We start from the raw sequence: 18,657 nt of genomic DNA, 5'->3' as shown, positions 1-18,657 counted from the left end.
CAGGCCGATCAGCTGATACCCAGTTGGGCGTAACCGGGTTTCACCACGTCCTCGATCAGGGCGAGTCGTTCGTCGAACGGGATGAATGCACTCTTCAGGGCATTAATGGTGACCCATCGTAGGTCTTCCAGGGTCCATCCCGCCTGCTCGACCAGCAGCGTCATCTCCCGGGTCATCGAGGTACCGGACATCAGCCGGTTGTCGGTGTTCAGGGTGACGCGGAACCGCAGGTCCTTGAGCAGGCCGATCGGGTGCTCGGCGATGCTCGCCGCGGCCCCGGTCTGCACGTTGCTGGTCGGGCACAGCTCCAGCGGGATGCGCTTGTCGCGCACGAACCCGGCCAGCCGGCCGAGCTTGGCGGCCGGACGGCCGTACGTGTCGCGACCCCCGATGACCTCGATGTCTTCCATGATCCGCACGCCGTGACCGAGCCGGTCGGCGCCGCAGACCTGCACGGCCTCCCAGATGCTCGGCAGGCCGAAGGCCTCACCGGCGTGGATGGTCACGTGCATGTTGGCTTCGTGCAGGTAGTCGAAGGCGTCAAGGTGACGCGAGGGCGGGTACCCGGCCTCGGCCCCGGCGATGTCGAACCCGACCACGCCGTTGTCCCGGTGCCGCTCGGCCAGCTCGGCGATCTCACGACCCCGCGCGGCGTGCCGCATGGCGGTGACGAGCTGGCCGGTGCGGATCGGGGTGCCCGCCGCCGCGGCCTCCTTCTCGCCCTGGGCCAGACCCTCCTGCACAGCGACGACCACCTCGTCGAGGCTCAGGCCGCCCTCGAGGTGCTGCTCGGGGGCCCAGCGGATCTCGGCGTAGACCACACCGTCCGCGGCCAGGTCGATCGCGGCCTCGCGGGCCACGCGCACCAGGTCGTCACGGCGCTGCATCACCGCGACGGTGTGCACGAACGTCTCGAGGTAGCGCTCCAGCGAACCGGAGTCGGCGCTGCTGCGGAACCACTCGCGCAGCTCTTCCGGGTCGGTGGTGGGCAGCTCGTGGCCGATCTCCGCGGAGATCGCGACGATCGTCTCCGGCCTCAGGCCACCGTCAAGGTGATCGTGGAGGAGGACCTTGGGGGCCCGGGCAATGCTGGCTGAATCAATTGGACCGGTCACCCGAGGAGCTTATAGCGCGACACCCGTCCCACAGGGGTTCCGGGCGGATCCGCCGCGTGATCGTAACTGCCAGGGCCGTTGGTCGCGGGCGAGTGGTTCATCCGTACTTGTCAGCGTTACGTAACCACCTGTAGTAACTGATGTGTGACTGCGCGTACCGGTCTGATCGCCGCCGCGATCACGGGCCTGGCCGCGGTGCTGGCCGACTCGCAGACCCGCTGCGGCCGGGCGGCGGACACCGCACAGACGCAGACCGAGAACGCACTGCGGGCCGGATGGGACGGCGTCGCCTACGGCTACGAGACCGCGTCCGAGTACCTCTCCGACGCTCTTTCCCACCTGTCGGACCTGGAGGAGCGGCTGGCCCACGCGGTGGAGGTGCTCGACCGGGTGCACGACGACATGTCGGCCCCCGAGGCGTCCGGGCATCTGAGCGCCGTCACCGCGGAACTCGGCGAGGACCACCTCGATCATGCGGCTCTGGCCATCGACGAGGCCCTCGGCCATCTGGAGACCGTCGAGGCCGGCTGGCTCATCGGTGTCGCCCAGGACCTGGCCCGCGACCTCCAGGAGTCGGGTGAAGCGCTGGTGACGATCCAGGACGACGTCGCCGAGGAGATCAGGACAGCCGACTCCCTCAGCTCCACGGACACCGGAACACCGCCCCGTATCGAAGAACTGCGCCGGCAGGGCCACGGACCCCAGCGGCACGGGCCGCAGGTCACCGATCAGCAGCTGACCGACCGGGTGCTGTGGTGGATCGACCCGATGACCGGCACCACGGTGGACGGTGACACGGGCCGCAGTCACCGATGCGGACGCCACGCCACGAGGATTACCTCCCCCGAGGCATTCCTGAAAGCCGCGAGCTTCCTTCGGGCCGGCCGCGCATTTGCGGGACAACAGCAGGAGAACACGCTTTCAGGAATCGAGTACATCCGGGTGGAGGCGCCACTCTCCGAGATCTTTGGTCCCGAATACCGCCGGTACGTCAAGGGGATCCGCATGAACGGTACCCGGGCTCGGCCCACCGGCGATCCTCCTGGCAGCAGACCACCGACTCCCACCGACTTCACCGACGGAGTGATGTTCGCGTACTTCCGTCGTGGCCCCGGCGGCGAGTACCGTCTCAAAACGATGTACCCCAAGCCGATGGACGGATCATGAGTCGCATCCAGAATCCCGATGAAGACGTCAGAACCTTCCTCGACTATGCCGGGCGCATCATCAATGTGAATGTCCTCGGCCGGGACTGGGAAGACGATTTCGTCAACGCCATCTCAGGGATGCAGATTGATTCGCTCAAGGAGAGCTTCCGGCGTGGCTTCGCGAAGAGCCTGACCGGGAAGCTGACACCCGCCGAGTACGAGCACCATACGGACTGGTACTTCGACGACGACGCCGAGTTCCACTCCCACTTGGCCCTGCTCTGGCAGAAGTTCTACGGCGACGCCGACCCCCGCGACAGCCTGGCCGGATAACTATTTCGGCTGGTCGCCGTCCCACCGGGCCGGGTCGGCGTACCAGTCCCGGTCGGCAATGCCCTCGGTGTCGGCGCGGGAGACCGAAGGCCGCGCGCGCTTGGGTTCGCCGGGCATCTTCGGGTAGTCGGGCGGGAAGGGCAGCTCACCGAGCCCTCGATCGAGGTCGTCCTGCCACAGAGCCAGCGCGGGAGCGATGTCACCGGGTGAGGCGTGCAGGTCCTCCCAGGGGTCCCCACGATCCGCCAGTAGCTGCGGAACGGTACGCACGGTCAGGGTTCTCGGGTCGACCTCGGGCAGCTCGGCCCAGGTCAGCGGGGTGGAGACGGGGGCGTGGGGCAGAGGACGAGGGCTGTAGGCGCCGGCCATCGTGCGGTCGCGGGTGCACTGGTTGAAGTCGACGAAGACCCGCTCGCCCCGTTCCTCCTTCCACCAGGCCATCGTCACCAGGTCCGGATCGCGCCGCTCCAGCTCCCGGCCGATACCGATGGCCGCGTGCCGTACGTCGAGGAACTCGTGGTCAGGGGCGATGGGCACGAAGACGTGCACGCCGCGGTTGCCCGAGCTCTTCGCATAGCCCTCCAGGCCGAGCTCTTTCAGCAGGTCACGCAGGTGAAGGGCGGCCCGCACGGCGTCGGCGTAGTCACGACCGGGCTGGGGGTCGAGGTCGAGGCGCAGCTCGTCGGGGTTGTCGGCGTTCCCGGACCGCACCGGCCACGGATGAAAGGTCAGCGTGTTCATCTGAACGGCCCAGACCGCGGTGGCCACCTCGTCCACCACCAGCTGCGGATGGCTGCGCCCGCTCGGGTAGGTCACCGTGACCGAACGGGCGTAGGCGGGCACCCCGCGGGGCGGGTTCTTGGAGTAAAAGCGTTCCCCGCCGACGCCTTCCGGGAAACGCTCGAGCGAGACCGGCCGGTCACGCAGACCCCGCACCAGGGCCGGGCCGACCGCCACGACGTACTCGGCCAGATCTTTCTTGGTGAGCCCGACCTCCGGGTAGAGCACCCGGTCAGGACTGGACAGGCGCACCGACCGGGCACCCTCGGGACCTTCGACCTCGATCTGCACCGCTGCGCTCTTGGCGGCCATCACTCAACCCTCACTCTGGATCCGTGGCGCCTGTGACCCCGAAGGCGAGAGGACGTCCTCAAGCCGGAAACTCACGGGCCGCTCGAGCTGGCCGTACCCACAACTGCCCGGTTCGCGATCGGTGCGCCAGCGCCGGAACTGCGCGGTGTGGCGGAACCGGTCGCCCTCCATCTGGTCGTAGGCCACCTCGACCACCAAGGAGGGACGCAGGGGCACGAAGGAGAGATCTTTCGTCGAGTTCCAGCGGGACACGTTGCCGGGCATGCGCTGGTGCTCGTGGGCCTGAGCCTGGGCCCACTGGCCCCACGGGTGCTGCCCCAGCTCTTCCACGGCCATCCGGTAGGGCTCGAGCTCCTCGACCAGTTCGGCCCGCCGGATCATCGGGAACGACGCGGCCACGCCGACGTGCTGCAGCGAGCCGTCCTCGCGGTACAGCCCCAGCAGCAACGATCCGACGACCGGGCCGCTCTTGTGCCAGCGGAATCCGGCCACCACGCAGTCGGCGGTGCGGGCGTGCTTGACCTTGAACATAGCCCGCTTGTCCGGCAGATAGGGCCCGTCCAGCGGCTTGGCGACCACCCCGTCCAGCCCGGCGCCCTCGAACATGCCGAACCACTCCTGCGCGGTGGCCAGGTCGCCGGTGGCGGGCGTGCAGTGGATCGGGGCCCGGGCCGCGGACAGGGCCTCGACCAGACGCGCCCGGCGCTGTGAGAACGGTTGCCCCATCAGGTTCTCGTCGCCCACGGCGAGCAGGTCGAACGCGATGAACGAGGCCGGGGTCTGCTCGGACAGCAGCTTGATGCGACTGGCCGCCGGATGGATGCGCTGCTGGAGCACCTCGAACTGCAGACGGTCGTCGACGACGGTGACGATCTCGCCGTCGATCACACAGCGTTCGGGAAGGTTCTCGCGCAGCGCCTCGACCAGCTCCGGGAAGTACCGGGTCATCGGTTTCTCGTTGCGGCTGCCCAGTTCGACCTCGTCACCGTCCCGGAACACGACGGTACGAAATCCGTCCCATTTCGGCTCGACGTGACCGACGTCCGGAATCTCCGGCACCGACTTGGCCAACATCGGTTTGACCGGCGGCATCACGGGCAGATCCATGTCGCCCATCGTGTCATCGCGGGGGCCCCCGGCGGGGAAAGAACAGGCAATGTCGTCGCATGCGAGGCCGAACGCGTCTACAAGCGGGCGCCCGCTGTGGTCTGCTTGGACACATGTCCGATCCGCAAACCGCGCGGCCGAAAGACGTCGGCCTCCCCGAACACGTACTGGCCTGCCTCTTCGATCTGGACGGGGTGCTCACCGACACGGCGTCGGTGCATGCCTCCGCCTGGAAGAAGATGTTCGACTCGTATCTCGCCGAGCGCGCCCAGCGCCTCGGCGAAGCGTTCGTCCCGTTCGAGATCGCCACCGACTACGTGAAATACGTGGACGGTAAGCGCCGGCAGGACGGCACCCGCAGCTTCCTGGCGTCCCGCGGCATCACCCTGCCGGAGGGCGACGCGGCCGACTCGCCAGAAACCGAGTCGGTCAATGGTCTCGGCACCCGGAAGAACAACCTGGTGCACGAGATGATCGCCGAGGACGGCGTGACCATCTTCGACGGCACGTTCCGCTACCTGGAGGCTGCCCAGGCCGCCGGGCTGCGCATCGCCGTCGTGTCCAGCAGCGCCAACACCGCCGAGGTGCTGCGCGTGACCGGCATGGAGAAGTTCGTCGAGGCCCGGGTCGACGCCCAGGCCGCGATCGCCGCCGGCCTGAACGGCAAGCCCGCTCCCGACACCTTCATCGAGGGCGCCCGGCTGCTCGGCGTCGAGCCGAGCCAGGCCGCGGTCTTCGAAGACGCCCTCGTCGGCGTCGAAGCCGGACGATCCGGGCACTTCGGTATCGTCATCGGTGTCGACCGGGTCGGTCACGCCGCCGCGTTGTCCCAGCATGGGGCCGATGTGGTGGTTACCGATCTCGCTCAGCTGATAGATAACCGCGCATGAACCGTCGAGCGGCATTCACAGTCGAGCCCTGGTGCATCCGGGAGACCGAGCTCCACCTGGAAGACCTCGGTTCCACCGAGTCGGTGTTCGCCCTGTCCAACGGGCACATCGGAATTCGCGGCAACCTGGACGAGGGCGAACCGCACGGCCTGCCGGGCACCTACCTGAACTCGGTGTACGAACGAAGGCCTCTGCCCCACGCGGAGGCCGGTTACGGCTACCCCGAGTCCGGCCAGACGATCATCAATGTCACCAACGGCAAGCTGATCCGCCTGCTGGTCGACGACGAGCCCTTCGACCTGCGCTACGGCCACCTGGACAAGCACGAGCGGGTGCTCGACATGCGCGCGGGCACGCTCAAGCGCGAGGTCGAGTGGCGTTCGCCCGCCGACCAGTCGGTGCGGGTCACGAGCACCCGGGTGGTGTCGTTCACCCACCGCTCGGTGATGGCGATCGCCTACGAGGTCGAGCCGCTGCACGAGACCGCCCGCGTGGTGCTGCAGTCCGAGCTGGTCGCGAACGAGCAGATGCCCGAAGGTGGTTCGGTCGACCCCCGGGTCGCCGCGGCGATGCACAACCCGCTGCAGGCCCTGGAGCACGACTGCAACGGCAACCGCATCACCCTGGTGCACGAGACCCGGCACAGCGGTCGCCGCGTGGCGGCCGCCGCCGAGCACGTCATCGAGGTGCCCGAGGGCGTCAAGGTCTCCACCAACTGGGGCGTGCGTCCCGACTGGGGCCGCCTCACCGTCACGGCCACCCTGCGTCCGGGCCAGAAGCTGCGGTTGATCAAGTTCGTCAGCTACGGCTGGAGCTCGCAGCGGTCGCTGCCGGCCCTGCGCGACCAGGTGGCGGCCGGCCTGACCGGGGCCATCCACACCGGCTGGGACGACCTCCTGGCCGAGCAGCGGCAGTACCTGGACGAGTTCTGGGCCCGTGCCGACGTGGAGGTGGACGGTGACGAGGAACTGCAGCAGGCCGTGCGTTTCGCGTTGTTCCACATCTTCCAGGCGGGAGCCCGGGCCGAGCAGCGGCCGGTGCCGGCGAAGGGCCTGACCGGGCCCGGGTACGACGGCCACTGCTTCTGGGACACCGAGACCTTCGTCCTGCCGGTACTCATCCACACCGCGCCCCGGGCCGCGGCGGATGCCCTGCGCTGGCGGCACAGCACGTTGCAGAAGGCCAGGGACCGCGCGTCCACGCTGGGCCTGAAGGGCGCGTCGTTCCCGTGGCGCACCATCAACGGTGACGAGTGCTCCGGCTACTGGCCGGCCGGCACGGCGGCGTTCCACATCAACGCCGACATCGCCGACGCCGTGATCCGCTATCACGACGCCACCGAGGACGACGAGTTCGACCGCGAGATCGGCCTGCCCCTGCTGGTCGAGACCGCCCGGCTGTGGCGTTCCTACGGCGCGTTCGACCGCGACGGCTGGTTCCGCATCGACGGTGTCACCGGGCCGGACGAGTACAGCGCGATCACCGACAACAACGTGTACACCAACCTGATGGCACAGCGGAACCTCCGGGCCGCGGCCACGGCAGCCTCCAACTACACCGACGAGGCAGCCGTTCTCGAGGTGGACGCGGAGGAGATCAGCGCCTGGCGGCAGTGCGCCGACTCGATGTTCATCCCGTTCGACGAGAAGCTCGGCGTGCACCCGCAGGCCGAGGGCTTCACCCGTCACGCGGTGATGGACTTCGAATCGCTGACCGAGGAGGACTACCCCCTCCTGCTCACGATGCCGTACGTGCAGCTGTACCGGCAGCAGGTGGTCAAACAGGCCGACCTGGTGCTGGCCATGCAGCTGCGCGGCGACGCGTTCACCCCCGAGCAGAAGGCCGCGAACTTCGCGTACTACGAGAAGCTCACGGTGCGCGACTCGTCGTTGTCGGCCTGCACACAGTCGGTGATGGCGGCCGAGGTCGGGCACCTGGGCCTGGCCTACGACTACACCATCGAGAACGCCCTCACCGACCTGCACGACCTGCACGGCAACACGATGAACGGCCTGCACATCGCCTCGCTGGCCGGCACGTGGATGTCCCTGGTCGCCGGGTTCGGCGGAATGCGCGACACGACAGGAACTCTCGCCTTCGCGCCGCGCCTTCCGGAGGGCCTGGACCGGCTCGCCTTCACCATCACCCACAAGGGCCTGCGCCTGCGGGTGGAGACCGACGGCAAGCAGGTGACCTACTTGCTCACCGAGCACGAGCGCAACCCCGCGGACGAGCTCGAGATCCTGCACCACGGTGAGCTGGTCACGCTGAAGATCGGCGACCCGGTCAGCCTGGCGGTGCCGGCCACCCCGACGCACCCCCGGCCGACCCAGCCCTTCGGCCGGGAACCCATGCGCCGCAAGTAGTCCCAGGCAACAAAGGCAACAACTGCGGACGCCCACCCGCCCCGATCGGGGCGGGTGGGCGTCCCCAGTTAGGTTGCCCCCAAAACCTGTTCGTGATCATGCAAAACCTCCCCAGAGTTCTAGAACTCTCGTCATCACAGTTCTAGAACGCCGGGGAGGTTTTGCATGATCACGGAGGATTTTTTGGCGAGCTCTAGTCGGCCGTGATGCGGTCGATGATCAGCGGTCGGTGCGCCGGGCGGTCGCCGTACGGGGCGATCTGGTAACCGCCCTCCAGCGCCTCGACCGCCTGGTCGAACCGCTCGGGGGTGTCGGTGTGCAGGGTGAAAAGGGGCTCACCGGCGCGCACCTCGCCACCGGGCTTGACGTGCATCTCGACACCGGCGCCGGCCTGCACCGGGTCTTCCTTGCGCGAACGGCCCGCGCCCAGCCGCCACGCGCTGACACCGACGGCCATCGCGTCCAGGCCCACCAGCACGCCGTCGGCGGGGGCGAGCACCTGGTGCGTGTGCTGCGCGACCGGCAGCGGGGCATCCACGTCACCGCCCTGCGCCGCGATCATCCGGCGCCACGAGTCCATCGCCCGGCCGTCTTTCAGGGCCTTCTCCGGATCGCCGGAAAGGCCTGCGGTCTCGAGCATCTCCTGGGCCAGCGCGAGGGTCAGCTCGACCACGTCGGGCGGCCCGCCGCCGGCCAGCACCTCCAGCGACTCGCGCACCTCCAGGGCGTTGCCCGCGGTCAGGCCCAGCGGTGTGGACATGTCGGTCAGCAGCGCCACGGTGTTCACCCCCGCGTCCGCCCCCAGCCGCACCATCGTCCCGGCCAGAAGACGGGCCTGCTCCTCGCTCTTCATGAATGCGCCGCTGCCCACCTTCACGTCGAGCACCAGGGCCCCGGTGCCCTCGGCGATCTTCTTGCTCATGATCGACGAGGCGATCAGCGGCACCGCCTCGACGGTTCCGGTGACGTCGCGCAGGGCGTACATCTTGCGGTCGGCCGGAGCCAGGCCCTCGCCCGCGGCACAGATGACCCCGCCCACCTCGTCGAGCTGCCGGGCCATCTCGGCATTGCTCAGACGGGCCCGCCAGCCCGGGATCGACTCCAGCTTGTCCAGCGTGCCCCCGGTGTGACCGAGCCCGCGCCCCGACAGCTGCGGCACCGCGGCACCGAGCGCCGCGACCAACGGGGTCAGGGGCAGCGTGATCTTGTCGCCCACCCCACCGGTGGAGTGCTTGTCGGTGGTCGGACGGGACAGGCCACTGAAGTCGAGGCGCTCCCCCGAGGCGATCATCGCGGCGGTCCACCGGGAGATCTCCTCCGGCAGCATGCCGTTCAGCAGGATGGCCATCAGCAGCGCGGACATCTGCTCGTCGGCCACCACCCCGCGGGTGTAGGCGCCGACCACCCAGTCGATCTGCGCGTCGCTCAGTCGGTTGCGGTCACGTTTGGCGGCGATCACGTCGACGGCGGCGAAAGGTTCGGTCATGGTCGCGAGGTTAACGAAGGGACGCACGGGACGGCGGGGTGAGTCCCGTTCGGCTCTTCTGCCCGTCGCGTAGTCCCCCCAAAACAACCGTGATCATGCAAAACCTCCCCGGGGAGGTTTTGCATGATCACGAAAGAAATCAGGTGTGCGTCGGGCCCGTCGCCCGGGACAGATCACTCGGGCCGAACGCGTCCGGCAGCACCTGCGTCATCGGGACGATGCCGTGGCTGGTCTCGACCAGCAGCTCGGGGCCGCCGAATTCGTAGAGCAGCTGACGGCAGCGCCCGCAGGGCATGAGCGACTCGCCGTCGGGGCCGACGCAGGTGAAGGCCACGAGACGGCCTCCGCCCGAAGCGTTGAGCGACGACACCAGCCCGCACTCGGCGCACAGACCCACGCCGTACGAGGCGTTCTCGACGTTGCAGCCGGTCACGATCCGGCCGTCGTCGACCAGGGCCGCCGCACCCACCGGGAACCCGGAGTACGGCGCGTAGGCCTTCTCCTTGATCAGGCGGGCAGCGGCGCGCAGGGCGGTCCAGTCGATCTGGTCCGGCCCGGCGTCACCGGCCACCCGGCCCGGGTAGAAGTCGGGATCGGCTGCCGCCGCATCCTGCTGTTCCGTCATACCTACTTCCCCTCCGGCCGGTAGACCAGCCCGTCGGCCTTCGGCATGCGCAGCCGCTGGGCCGAGAGGGCGAGCACCAGCAGTGTGGTGACGTACGGCGTCATCGTGGTGATCGGGCCGGGCAGCTCGTCGCTGTTCAGGTACCAGACCAGCGAGAGCACGGCGAAGACCAGGCCGACCGCGGCGGTGATCCACTTGCGGCGGTACAGGTTGAGCGCCGTGACGACCAGCAGCAGGGCGAAGACCACGAGCAGCAGGGCGTGCACCGCCACCGCGTTCCGCAGCTGCATGGCGTCGGTGTAGCCGAAGAGGCCCGCACCCATCATCAGGCCGCCCGGGCGCCAGTTGCCGAAGATCATCGCGGCGAGACCGATGTAACCACGGCCACCGGTCTGACCCTCGCGGTAGATGCCGGAGGCGACGATGGCCAGGAAGCCACCGGCCAGACCGGCCAGACCGCCCGACACCGCGACCGCGATGTACTTGTACAGCCGCACCTTGACGCCGAGGGACTCCGCGGCGTGCGGGTCCTCGCCGACCGAGCGCAGCCGCAGGCCGAACGGGGTCTGCCAGAGGATCACGTAGCTGGCGATCACCAGCAGCACGGCGACCACGGTCAGGATCGAGACGTTCGTCAGCAGGCCCCGCAGGATGCCGGCGATGTCGGAGATCAGGAACCAGTGGTGCTTCTCCAGCGGCTCGAGCAGCCCGTCCAGCCCGGGGACCGAGGGACGCGGCAGCGCGGAGATCGGCGGGGACTGGGTCTCGCCACCGCCGGGGCTGTCGGCCAGCAGTTCACCGGCCAGGTACTGGGTGACGCCCAGGCCGAGGATGTTGATCGCGACACCGGACACCACGTGGTCGACGCCGAAGGTGACGGTGGCGACGGCGTGCACCAGACCACCGACCAGGCCGAAGATCACGGCCGTCAGCAGACCCGCCCAGGGACCGTGCTGCCAGCCGATCCAGCCGGCGCCGAAGGTGCCGAGGATCATCATGCCCTCGAGACCGATGTTGACCACACCGGCCCGCTCGGACCACAGGCCACCGAGACCGGCCAGGCCGATCGGCACGGCCAGGGTGAGGGCGGCACTCACGGTGCCGGCCGAGGTCAGGTCGTTGGCGTCGGTGAGCACCCGGATCAGGCTCAGTACGGCCAGCGCGACCAGGGCGTAGAGGGCCAGGCGCAGCGGCTGGCTCAGACGGGTGGCCTTCTCCGGGGCCGGAGCGGCGGGCGGGGTGGTCGTTTCCAGCGTGGTGCTCATGCCTGCGCTCCCTGCGGCGTCTTGTCGTTACCGGCGGCGGGCGCGGGCGGTTCGCTCAGACGGCGGCCGACCTCACGCTGCTGGGCGACGATCCGGTAGCGGCGGACCAGTTCGTAGGCGATGACGACGGACAGCACGATCACGCCCTGGGTGATCATGACGATCTCCTTCGGCACGCCCTCCAGGTCGAGGATCTGCGAGGAGTTGTCGAGGAACCCGAACAGCAGGGCCCCGATCGCCACACCGAGGGCGGTGTTGCGGCCGAGCAGCGCGATCGCGATGCCGGTGAAGCCGATGCCGGCCGGGAAGTCGAGCGAGTAGGTGTAGCTCGAGCCGAGCAGCTGCGGCATGCCGACCAGACCGGCGATACCGCCGGAGACGGCCATGCTGATCAGGATCATCCGCTTCACGTTGACGCCGCTGGCGACAGCGGCCTCCTCGTTACGGCCGGCCGCGCGCAGGTCGAACCCGAAGCGGCTGTGCTCGATCACGAACCAGTAGAGGAAACCGACGATCACGGCGAGGACGATCAGGCCGTAGACCTTCAGCGGGGAGTCCGGCACCAGGCCGATACCCGGTACCTGGCCGCTGGCCGGGATCGCCTTGGTGCCGATGTTGTTCGAGCCCTCGGCCTGCACTGCGAGCTTGTCGGTGGTGAGCAGGAAGGCGATCAGCGCAGTGGTGATCGAGTTCAGCATGATCGTCGAGATCACCTCGCTGACCCCGCGGTACACCTTCAGCAGACCCGCGACGGCGGCCCAGAGCCCACCGACCAGAACGGCCACCAGAAGGATCAGGCCGACGTGCAGGATCGGGGGCAGGCTGACCGCGCCACCGACCGCGGCGGCGAGCATGGCCGCCAGCCGGTACTGGCCGTCGACACCGATGTTGAACAGGTTCATCCGGAACCCGAAGGCGACGGCCAGCGCGGCGAAGTAGTAGGTGACCGAGCCATTGATGATCATCGCCGTGGTACGCGGTTCCTTGGCGTACTCGATCATCTGCTTGAACGTCTCGAACGGGTCGTTCCCGGCGGCGGCCAGGACGGCCGAGGTGATCGCCAGGGACAGGATGATCGCCAGCGCCGGTGCGGCCAGGGACAGGCCGACGCGGCGGACGGTGTCCGCATTCATGCTCTTCACGCAGCCTCACCGGCCCCGGTCATCGCGGAGCCGAGTTGTTCGGGGGTGACGGTGGAGGGATCGACCTCGGCGACGAGTTCGCCGCGCAGGATCACGGTCAGGCTGTCGGACAGGCCGATCAGCTCGTCCAGGTCGGCGCTGATCAGCAGCACGGCCAGGCCCTCGGCCCGGGCGGTGCGCAGGAGGTCCCAGATGGCCGTCTGCGCGCCGATGTCGACGCCCCGGGTGGGGTGAGCGGCGATCAGCAGCTTCGGCTTGCCGCTCATCTCGCGGCCGACGATCAGCTTCTGCTGGTTACCGCCGGACAGCGAGCTGGCCAGCACGTCGATGGACGGGGTGCGCACGTCGTACTCGCGCACGATCCGCTCGGTGTCGGCACGGGCACCGGACCGGTCGACGAGCGGCCCGCGGACGTTGGGCTTGCGGCTCTGGTGGCCGAGGATCCGGTTCTCCCAGAGCGGGGCGTCGAGGATCAGGCCGTGCCGGTGCCGGTCCTCGGGGATGTAGCCGCAGCCGGCCTCCCGGCGGCGGCGGGTCGACCAGGAGGTGATGTCCTCGCCGGTCAGCTTGATCGTGCCGCTGTCGACCGAGCGCATGCCCATGATCGACTCGACCAGCTCGGCCTGCCCGTTGCCCTCGACCCCGGCCAGGCCCAGCACCTCACCGGCGTGGATGGTCAGGGTGACGTCGCGCAGCAGGTGCCGGGCGCCGTCCACCAGGTTGATGCCGGACAGCTCGAGGACGGGACGGTCGGTGACCGTCGAGTCGCTGGTCTGCGGGGAGGGCAGTTCGCTGCCGACCATCAGCTCGGCGAGCTCGCGGGAGCTGACCGTCTTCGGGTCGGCGGTGGCGACGGTGGTGCCGCGGCGCATGACGGTGATGTCGTCGGCGACCGAGCGGACCTCGTCCAGCTTGTGCGAGATGAAGATGATCGAGAGCCCCTGGCCCTTCAGCACCGCCAGCGCCTCGAACAGTGCGTCGACCTCCTGCGGCACCAGCACGGCCGTAGGCTCGTCGAGCACCAGGATGCGGGCACCGCGGTAGAGCACCTTGATGATCTCGACCCGCTGCCGGTCGCCGACGCCGAGGCGCTCGACCAGCTCGTCCGGGTCGACCTCGAGGCCGTACTGCTTGCCGATCTCACGGATCTTCGTGCGGGCGGCGGCGCGGTTCAGGCCGAAGCCACCCCAGCGCCGGGGCTCGGCCCCGAGCACGACGTTCTCCAGAACGGTCAGGTTGTCGGCCAGCATGAAGTGCTGGTGCACCATGCCCACGCCGCGCGAGATCGCGTCGGCCGGGCTGTGCAGAACGACCTGTTCACCGTTCAGCGTGATCGTGCCCTCGTCCGGCTTGTGCATGCCGTACAGGGTCTTCATCAGCGTGGACTTGCCGGCGCCGTTCTCACCCACCACGGCGTGCACCGTGCCGGGCCGGACCCGCAGGTTCACGTCATGGTTGGCGACCACGCCGGGGAACCGCTTGGTGATCCCCGACAGTTCGACCGCGGGGACGGTGGCTGCCGCGCCAGTCTCGCTCTGCGCGGCACCTTCCGACTCGGGCATCAACGGAACACCTCTTCACCCACTGCTGGACATCCGTTTCCGGGGGGACAACTGGACCGCCGCCCCTCCCCGCAGAATCGGGGCGGGACGGCGGCCAGGGTAATGCGTCAGATCTGATCGATCAGCGTCACGGGGTGGCGGACACCTTGATGTCGCCGCTGATGATCTGCTCCTTGAGCTCGTCCGCCTTGGCCTCGTACTCCTTGACCGCCTCGTTCGAGGTGGAGTACGCGATGCCCTCGTCGGACAGGTCGAACTCCTGAACGCCGGTGAGCACCTTGCCGTCGACGGCCGACTTGATGAAGTCGTAGACGGCCGTGTCGACGCGCTTGAGCATCGAGGTCAGGATGTAGTCCTTCACCGCGGAGTCGGCGGTCAGGTACTGGTCGGAGTCGACACCGATGGCCCAGTTGCCCTCGCCTGCGGCGGAGATCGCCTTGAACACACCGGAACCGGAACCACCGGCGGCGGCGTAGATGACGTCCGCGCCGGCGTCGATCATGCCCTGCGCGGTGGTCTCACCCTTGTCGGGAGCGTTGAAGCCCGCGAAGTCCGGCGGCTGGGTCAGGTACTTGACCTGAACCTTGATGTCCTTGTTCACAGACTCGGCGCCCTGCGTGAAGCCGGCCTCGAACTTCTGGATCAGCGGGGTGTTCACGCCACCGACGAAGCCGACGTTGCCGCTCTTGGATGCCTCGGCCGCGATCGCGCCGACCAGGAACGAGCCCTGCTCCTCGGCGAAGACCAGCGAGGTCACGTTGCTGACTTTCTCCAGGCTGGAGTCGTCGATGATGCCGAACTGGACGTCCGGGAACTCCTCCGCGACCTTGCCCAGCGGCGTGGCGTAGGCGAAGCCGACCGCGATCACCGGGTTGTAGCCGCCCTGCGCGAGCAGGCGCAGGCGCTCTTCACGGGCCGTGTCGGTCTCGTTGGCGCTGGCCTCGAGTTCCTTGACATCGATCCCGAACTCGGACTTGGCCTTGTCCAGGCCCGTCGCGGCGGAGTCGTTGAACGACTGGTCGCCACGGCCGCCGACGTCGTAGGCCAGACCGACCTTGACGTCGGACTTCGCGGAACCGGTGTCACCGGCGTCGCTCGAGCCGTCGGAGCTCCCGCCGCCACAGGCGGCGAGGGCGAAGGTAGCGGCGGCAGCCACCGCAACCAGCTTGGTCACCCGGAGCACAGGTGCCTCCTCTTGAGTTACAGCTTTGGTCGAACCAGGGGTATCCAGGACATGACGTCCAGGACAACTGCCCCGGTCCCGGCCCTGACCGGGCCGGTATCAGGGGCGACCATAGCTGTTATTCAGGGCGCGATCTGACCCGGAGACATTCGGTGTCCGAACCGTGACCGTTGAAATCTGTTCGTCATTCGCCCCGCCGACCGGAGGACTCGCCGCCCCCGGACCGGAACTCGCCAATATCAGATTGAACCTGGTCAGGAGGGGCAACCCTGGATTGATTGCCCTCACGGACCTACCCTCCGAACAGATCCCGCACCGCCACCGACGCCAGGAACGTCGACGCGACCGACACGGCCCGCTCGTCCACGTCGAAGTCGGGCCGGTGGAGGTCGAAGGTCGTGCCGCCCGGCGTGCGGGTGCCGAGCCGGACCATCGCGCCGGGCACCTTCTCCAGGATCCAGGCGAAGTCCTCGCCGCCGAGGCTCTGCGGGGTCAGCTGCAGCGCGTCGGCCCCCAGCTCGGCCTTGATGCTGGCCTCGGCGATCGCCACGGCATCGGCGTCGTTGACCGTGGGGGGCACCCCGCGCTGGTAGTTGACCTCGGCCTTGACCCCGTAGGGCTGCACGATCGCGTGGATGGTCTCGGTGATGACCGAACTGGCGACGGTCCAGACCGCACTGTCGAGGCAGCGGAACGTGCCGGCCACCTCACCGGCGCTGGGGATCGCGTTCATCGCCACGCCGGCGTTGATGCGGCCCCAGACCATGCTCGCCCCGGACCTCGGGTCGAGCCGGCGCGAGAGGGCAGCGGGAACACCGGTGACGACCGCGGCGAGCGCGAAGATGACGTCTTCGGTGAGGTGCGGGCGGGACGTGTGCCCGCCGTGACCGGTGAGAGTGACGCTGACGTGGTCGGCGGCCGCGGTGATCGCGCCGACCCGGGAGCCGATGTGGCCGACGTCGGTGTGCGGGTCGCAGTGCAGGCCGTAGGCCCGGGTCGCGTCGTCGAGAAGTCCTTCGCCGAGCACCTTCAGGGCGCCGCCGGGCATCTTCTCCTCGGCGGGCTGGAAGATCAGCCGCACCCGGCCGGGCAGCGGCGTGCGCTCGTGCAGGTCGGCGAGCGCGAGCGCGGCGCCGAGCAGACCGGTGGTGTGCACGTCGTGACCGCAGGCGTGGGTGGCGCCCTCGTGGGTGGACGCCCAGGGCCGCCCGCAGCTGTCGATCATCGGCAGTGCGTCGAGGTCGGCGCGCAGCACGATGGTGCGCCGGCCCGTGCCGATGTCGCACCAGAGCCCGGTGCCGCTGTTCAGCCGCCGGGGTTCGAGGCCGGCCTTCGCCAGCCGGTCGAACACCAGCCCGGTGGTACGGAACTCCTGAAATCCGAGTTCCGGATGCGCGTGGATGTCGCGCCGGACGTCGATCAGCTCGTCGGCGTACGCCGCTACCAGGGAAGCAACCTCGGGAATGTTCACGATCCCGCGAGCATAGACCTGCGTGGTGTGATCCCTGGCACCCGAATGGTGGACCAACAAGTATTTAACACACCGTTCTCAGCAGGGCGCTGCACAAAGTCAGTCCGGGCCCGAAAGACATGGCCACGAGCGGCTCCCCGGCTCTGAGCAGGCGCTGCCGCCGGATCGCTCCCAGCACCATCAGCACGGTGGGCGAGGAGCAGTTGCCGTACTGGTCGAGAACGGCCCGGCTTTCGGCGACCTGGTCGTCGCCGAGCCGTAACCGTTCGGCGACGACATCGACGATCCGGCGCCCGCCGGGGTGGACGGCCCACCCGGCCACGTCGTCCACCGAATGGCCGAATCCGGAGACCAGGCCGGTGACGGCGTCCTCCACCTGCCCGGCCAGCACGTCCGGAACCTTGGGCGACAGACCCATCCGGAAGCCGTGGGCGGTGACGTCCCAGGTCATCAGCTCCTCGGTGCCGGGGACGGTCACAGCGGTGGTGTGCAGCAGTTCCAGGCCGGCCGGGGCGTCCGGTTCGATCACCAGGGCGGCCGCGGCGTCGGCGAACAGCGCGTGCGACACCACGGTCTGCAGGTCGGAGGGGTCGTCGGACTTCTGCATGTGCAGGGTCGGCAGCTCGACGCACAGCAACAGTGCGGGCAGGCCCTGGGCCCGCACGAAGTCGGCGGCGGCCTGGAGCCCGGGCACGGCGGCGTAACAACCCATGTGGCCCACCAGCAACCGGCGGGTGTCCAACCCCATGCCCAGTTGCTCGGCGATCCGGATGTCCAGCCCGGGGGTGGCGTAGCCGGTGCAGGACACCACCACGAAGAGCCCGATCCGGGACGCGTCCAGTCCTGCCTCGGCGAGCGCAGCTGCTGCGGCGGCGCTCCCGAGAGCCTGGCCCTCGGTGACGTAGCGACGCATCCGGTCACCGGTGCTCCAGCCGCTGACATCGGTCTCGCGGGGGTCGACGGCCGCGTGCCGGGTGGTGATGCCGGCCCGCAGGAAGATCTGCCGGGCGACCCGGTCTCCCCCCAATCGAGGCGAGAAAACGTCATCCCACAATTCTTTCTGGGCAATGGGCTGCGGAACTGCCTGGCTCTGGCCGGTGATCACCGCACGATGCCCCAGAAGGTCTCTCACACAGACTCCTTGATCGCGGTTGCCTGGTAGACCATGGCCACCGAACGGGTCGTCAGCATGGTCACGTCGTCGCGGCGACGGGTCAGCCAGGCGAGGTACTCCCCGATCGCCGGGCGCAGACCGGTCGGCGGCCGCAGTCGCACTCCGTGGCGGGCCAGCAGTTCGCCGAGCCGATCGGGCGGGACCAGCAGGTCCGGGTCGTGGATACCGGGCGGCGGGCCCCCGGGCAGACGCTCGGCGATGCGCACCAGGGCGACCCGGCACAGGAGGGTGTCGTTCAGGGTGTCGACGACGAGCGTGCCGCCGGGCGCCAGCACGCGGCTGATCTCGGCCACGGCGGCCGGCAGATCGGTGAGGTGCTCGAGCACCTCACCGGCCACCACACACTCGAACGTGTTGTCGGCGAACGGCAGCCGGGCGGCGTCGGCCGCCAGCACCCGCACCCCGCGCACCCGGGCCTGCCGCAACGACAGCAGCGACAGGTCGATGCCGGTGTGCGCCCAGCCCGACAGCCGGCCGGTGAGGTGCGGCTGCAGCAAACCGGCACCGCACGCGATGTCGAGCAGCGGGGCGCCCTCGCTCGGCGGGTCCGGGATCAGGCCGGCCCGGGCGCGGGCCAGCCAGTGCAGGGCCGCGAACCTTCCGTGCGGACGCCACCATTCGTCGGTGAGGTCGTCGTACTGCGCCGGATCGTTGCGGGCCCTGCGTGACGACATGCCGCTCCCAGGAGTTGGCCAACT

At 69.0% G+C, this 18,657-nt stretch carries 16 protein-coding genes; 4 read left to right on the top strand and 12 right to left on the bottom strand.

Annotated features, from left to right (window positions below):
- Positions 1-8: 8 nt before the first annotated feature.
- Positions 9-1,115, bottom strand: a complete 1,107-nt coding sequence (locus tag QSK05_RS05905; protein WP_285594680.1) for an adenosine deaminase — start codon at positions 1,113-1,115, stop codon at positions 9-11.
- 144 nt (positions 1,116-1,259) lie between these two features.
- Between QSK05_RS05905 and QSK05_RS05900 the strand changes: the two genes are divergently transcribed.
- Together QSK05_RS05900 and QSK05_RS05895 are read left to right on the top strand one after the other, a co-directional pair.
- Positions 1,260-2,282, top strand: a complete 1,023-nt coding sequence (locus QSK05_RS05900; RefSeq protein ID WP_285594679.1) for a hypothetical protein — start codon at positions 1,260-1,262, stop codon at positions 2,280-2,282.
- Positions 2,279-2,596: a hypothetical protein gene (locus QSK05_RS05895; RefSeq protein ID WP_285594678.1), complete on the top strand. Its 318-nt coding sequence runs from the start codon at positions 2,279-2,281 to the stop codon at positions 2,594-2,596. The genes QSK05_RS05900 and QSK05_RS05895 overlap by 4 nt, the downstream gene beginning before the upstream one ends.
- On the opposite strand, the gene ligD is transcribed toward QSK05_RS05895, so the two are convergent.
- Positions 2,597-3,688 (bottom strand): non-homologous end-joining DNA ligase, encoded by a 1,092-nt coding sequence (gene ligD / locus QSK05_RS05890; RefSeq protein WP_285594677.1) that lies wholly within the window; start codon positions 3,686-3,688, stop codon positions 2,597-2,599.
- Positions 3,689-3,691: 3 nt separating this feature from the next.
- Positions 3,692-4,795, bottom strand: a complete 1,104-nt coding sequence (locus QSK05_RS05885; protein WP_285594676.1) for an ATP-dependent DNA ligase — start codon at positions 4,793-4,795, stop codon at positions 3,692-3,694.
- 113 nt (positions 4,796-4,908) lie between these two features.
- On the opposite strand from QSK05_RS05885, the gene QSK05_RS05880 reads away from it, so the two are divergent.
- The gene (locus QSK05_RS05880) at positions 4,909-5,685 is read left to right on the top strand and encodes a beta-phosphoglucomutase family hydrolase (RefSeq protein WP_285594675.1); all 777 of its coding nucleotides are present in this window, start codon (positions 4,909-4,911) and stop codon (positions 5,683-5,685) included.
- The gene (locus QSK05_RS05875; RefSeq protein ID WP_285594674.1) at positions 5,682-8,051 is read left to right on the top strand and encodes a glycoside hydrolase family 65 protein; all 2,370 of its coding nucleotides are present in this window, start codon (positions 5,682-5,684) and stop codon (positions 8,049-8,051) included. Before QSK05_RS05880 ends, QSK05_RS05875 begins: the two co-directional genes overlap by 4 nt.
- A 193-nt stretch (positions 8,052-8,244) precedes the next feature.
- Here QSK05_RS05875 and QSK05_RS05870 read toward each other — a convergent pair whose 3' ends face one another.
- The 9 genes from QSK05_RS05870 to QSK05_RS05830 form a co-directional block, all read right to left on the bottom strand.
- Entirely contained in the window at positions 8,245-9,537 is a 1,293-nt protein-coding gene (locus tag QSK05_RS05870) for a thymidine phosphorylase (protein ID WP_285594673.1), read from the bottom strand.
- A gap of 139 nt (positions 9,538-9,676) precedes the next feature.
- The gene (locus QSK05_RS05865; protein ID WP_285594672.1) at positions 9,677-10,162 is read right to left on the bottom strand and encodes a cytidine deaminase; all 486 of its coding nucleotides are present in this window, start codon (positions 10,160-10,162) and stop codon (positions 9,677-9,679) included.
- 2 nt (positions 10,163-10,164) lie between these two features.
- The gene (locus QSK05_RS05860) at positions 10,165-11,427 is read right to left on the bottom strand and encodes an ABC transporter permease (RefSeq protein WP_285594671.1); all 1,263 of its coding nucleotides are present in this window, start codon (positions 11,425-11,427) and stop codon (positions 10,165-10,167) included.
- The gene (locus QSK05_RS05855; protein ID WP_285595175.1) at positions 11,424-12,560 is read right to left on the bottom strand and encodes an ABC transporter permease; all 1,137 of its coding nucleotides are present in this window, start codon (positions 12,558-12,560) and stop codon (positions 11,424-11,426) included. The genes QSK05_RS05860 and QSK05_RS05855 overlap by 4 nt, the downstream gene beginning before the upstream one ends.
- Positions 12,561-12,565: 5 nt before the next feature.
- Positions 12,566-14,131 carry an ABC transporter ATP-binding protein gene (locus QSK05_RS05850; RefSeq protein WP_285594670.1) on the bottom strand — a complete coding sequence of 522 codons (1,566 nt, stop codon included), beginning with the start codon at positions 14,129-14,131 and terminating at the stop codon, positions 12,566-12,568.
- A gap of 127 nt (positions 14,132-14,258) precedes the next feature.
- The gene (locus QSK05_RS05845) at positions 14,259-15,314 is read right to left on the bottom strand and encodes a BMP family lipoprotein (RefSeq protein WP_285594669.1); all 1,056 of its coding nucleotides are present in this window, start codon (positions 15,312-15,314) and stop codon (positions 14,259-14,261) included.
- 292 nt (positions 15,315-15,606) lie between these two features.
- On the bottom strand, positions 15,607-16,785 hold the full coding sequence (locus QSK05_RS05840) for an amidohydrolase (protein WP_285594668.1): 1,179 nt from the start codon (positions 16,783-16,785) through the stop codon (positions 15,607-15,609).
- Positions 16,786-16,849: 64 nt separating this feature from the next.
- The gene (locus QSK05_RS05835) at positions 16,850-17,917 is read right to left on the bottom strand and encodes a type III polyketide synthase (protein WP_285594667.1); all 1,068 of its coding nucleotides are present in this window, start codon (positions 17,915-17,917) and stop codon (positions 16,850-16,852) included.
- Positions 17,914-18,633, bottom strand: coding sequence for a methyltransferase domain-containing protein (locus QSK05_RS05830; protein WP_285594666.1), 720 nt, complete (start codon positions 18,631-18,633; stop codon positions 17,914-17,916). Before QSK05_RS05830 ends, QSK05_RS05835 begins: the two co-directional genes overlap by 4 nt.
- Positions 18,634-18,657 lie beyond the last annotated feature (24 nt).

The organism is Kineosporia sp. NBRC 101731 (genome assembly GCF_030269305.1).
Lineage (GTDB): Bacteria > Actinomycetota > Actinomycetes > Actinomycetales > Kineosporiaceae > Kineosporia.
The sequence above is the reverse complement of the archived record's forward strand: the minus strand, read 5'-3'. Positions and strand labels throughout refer to the sequence as shown.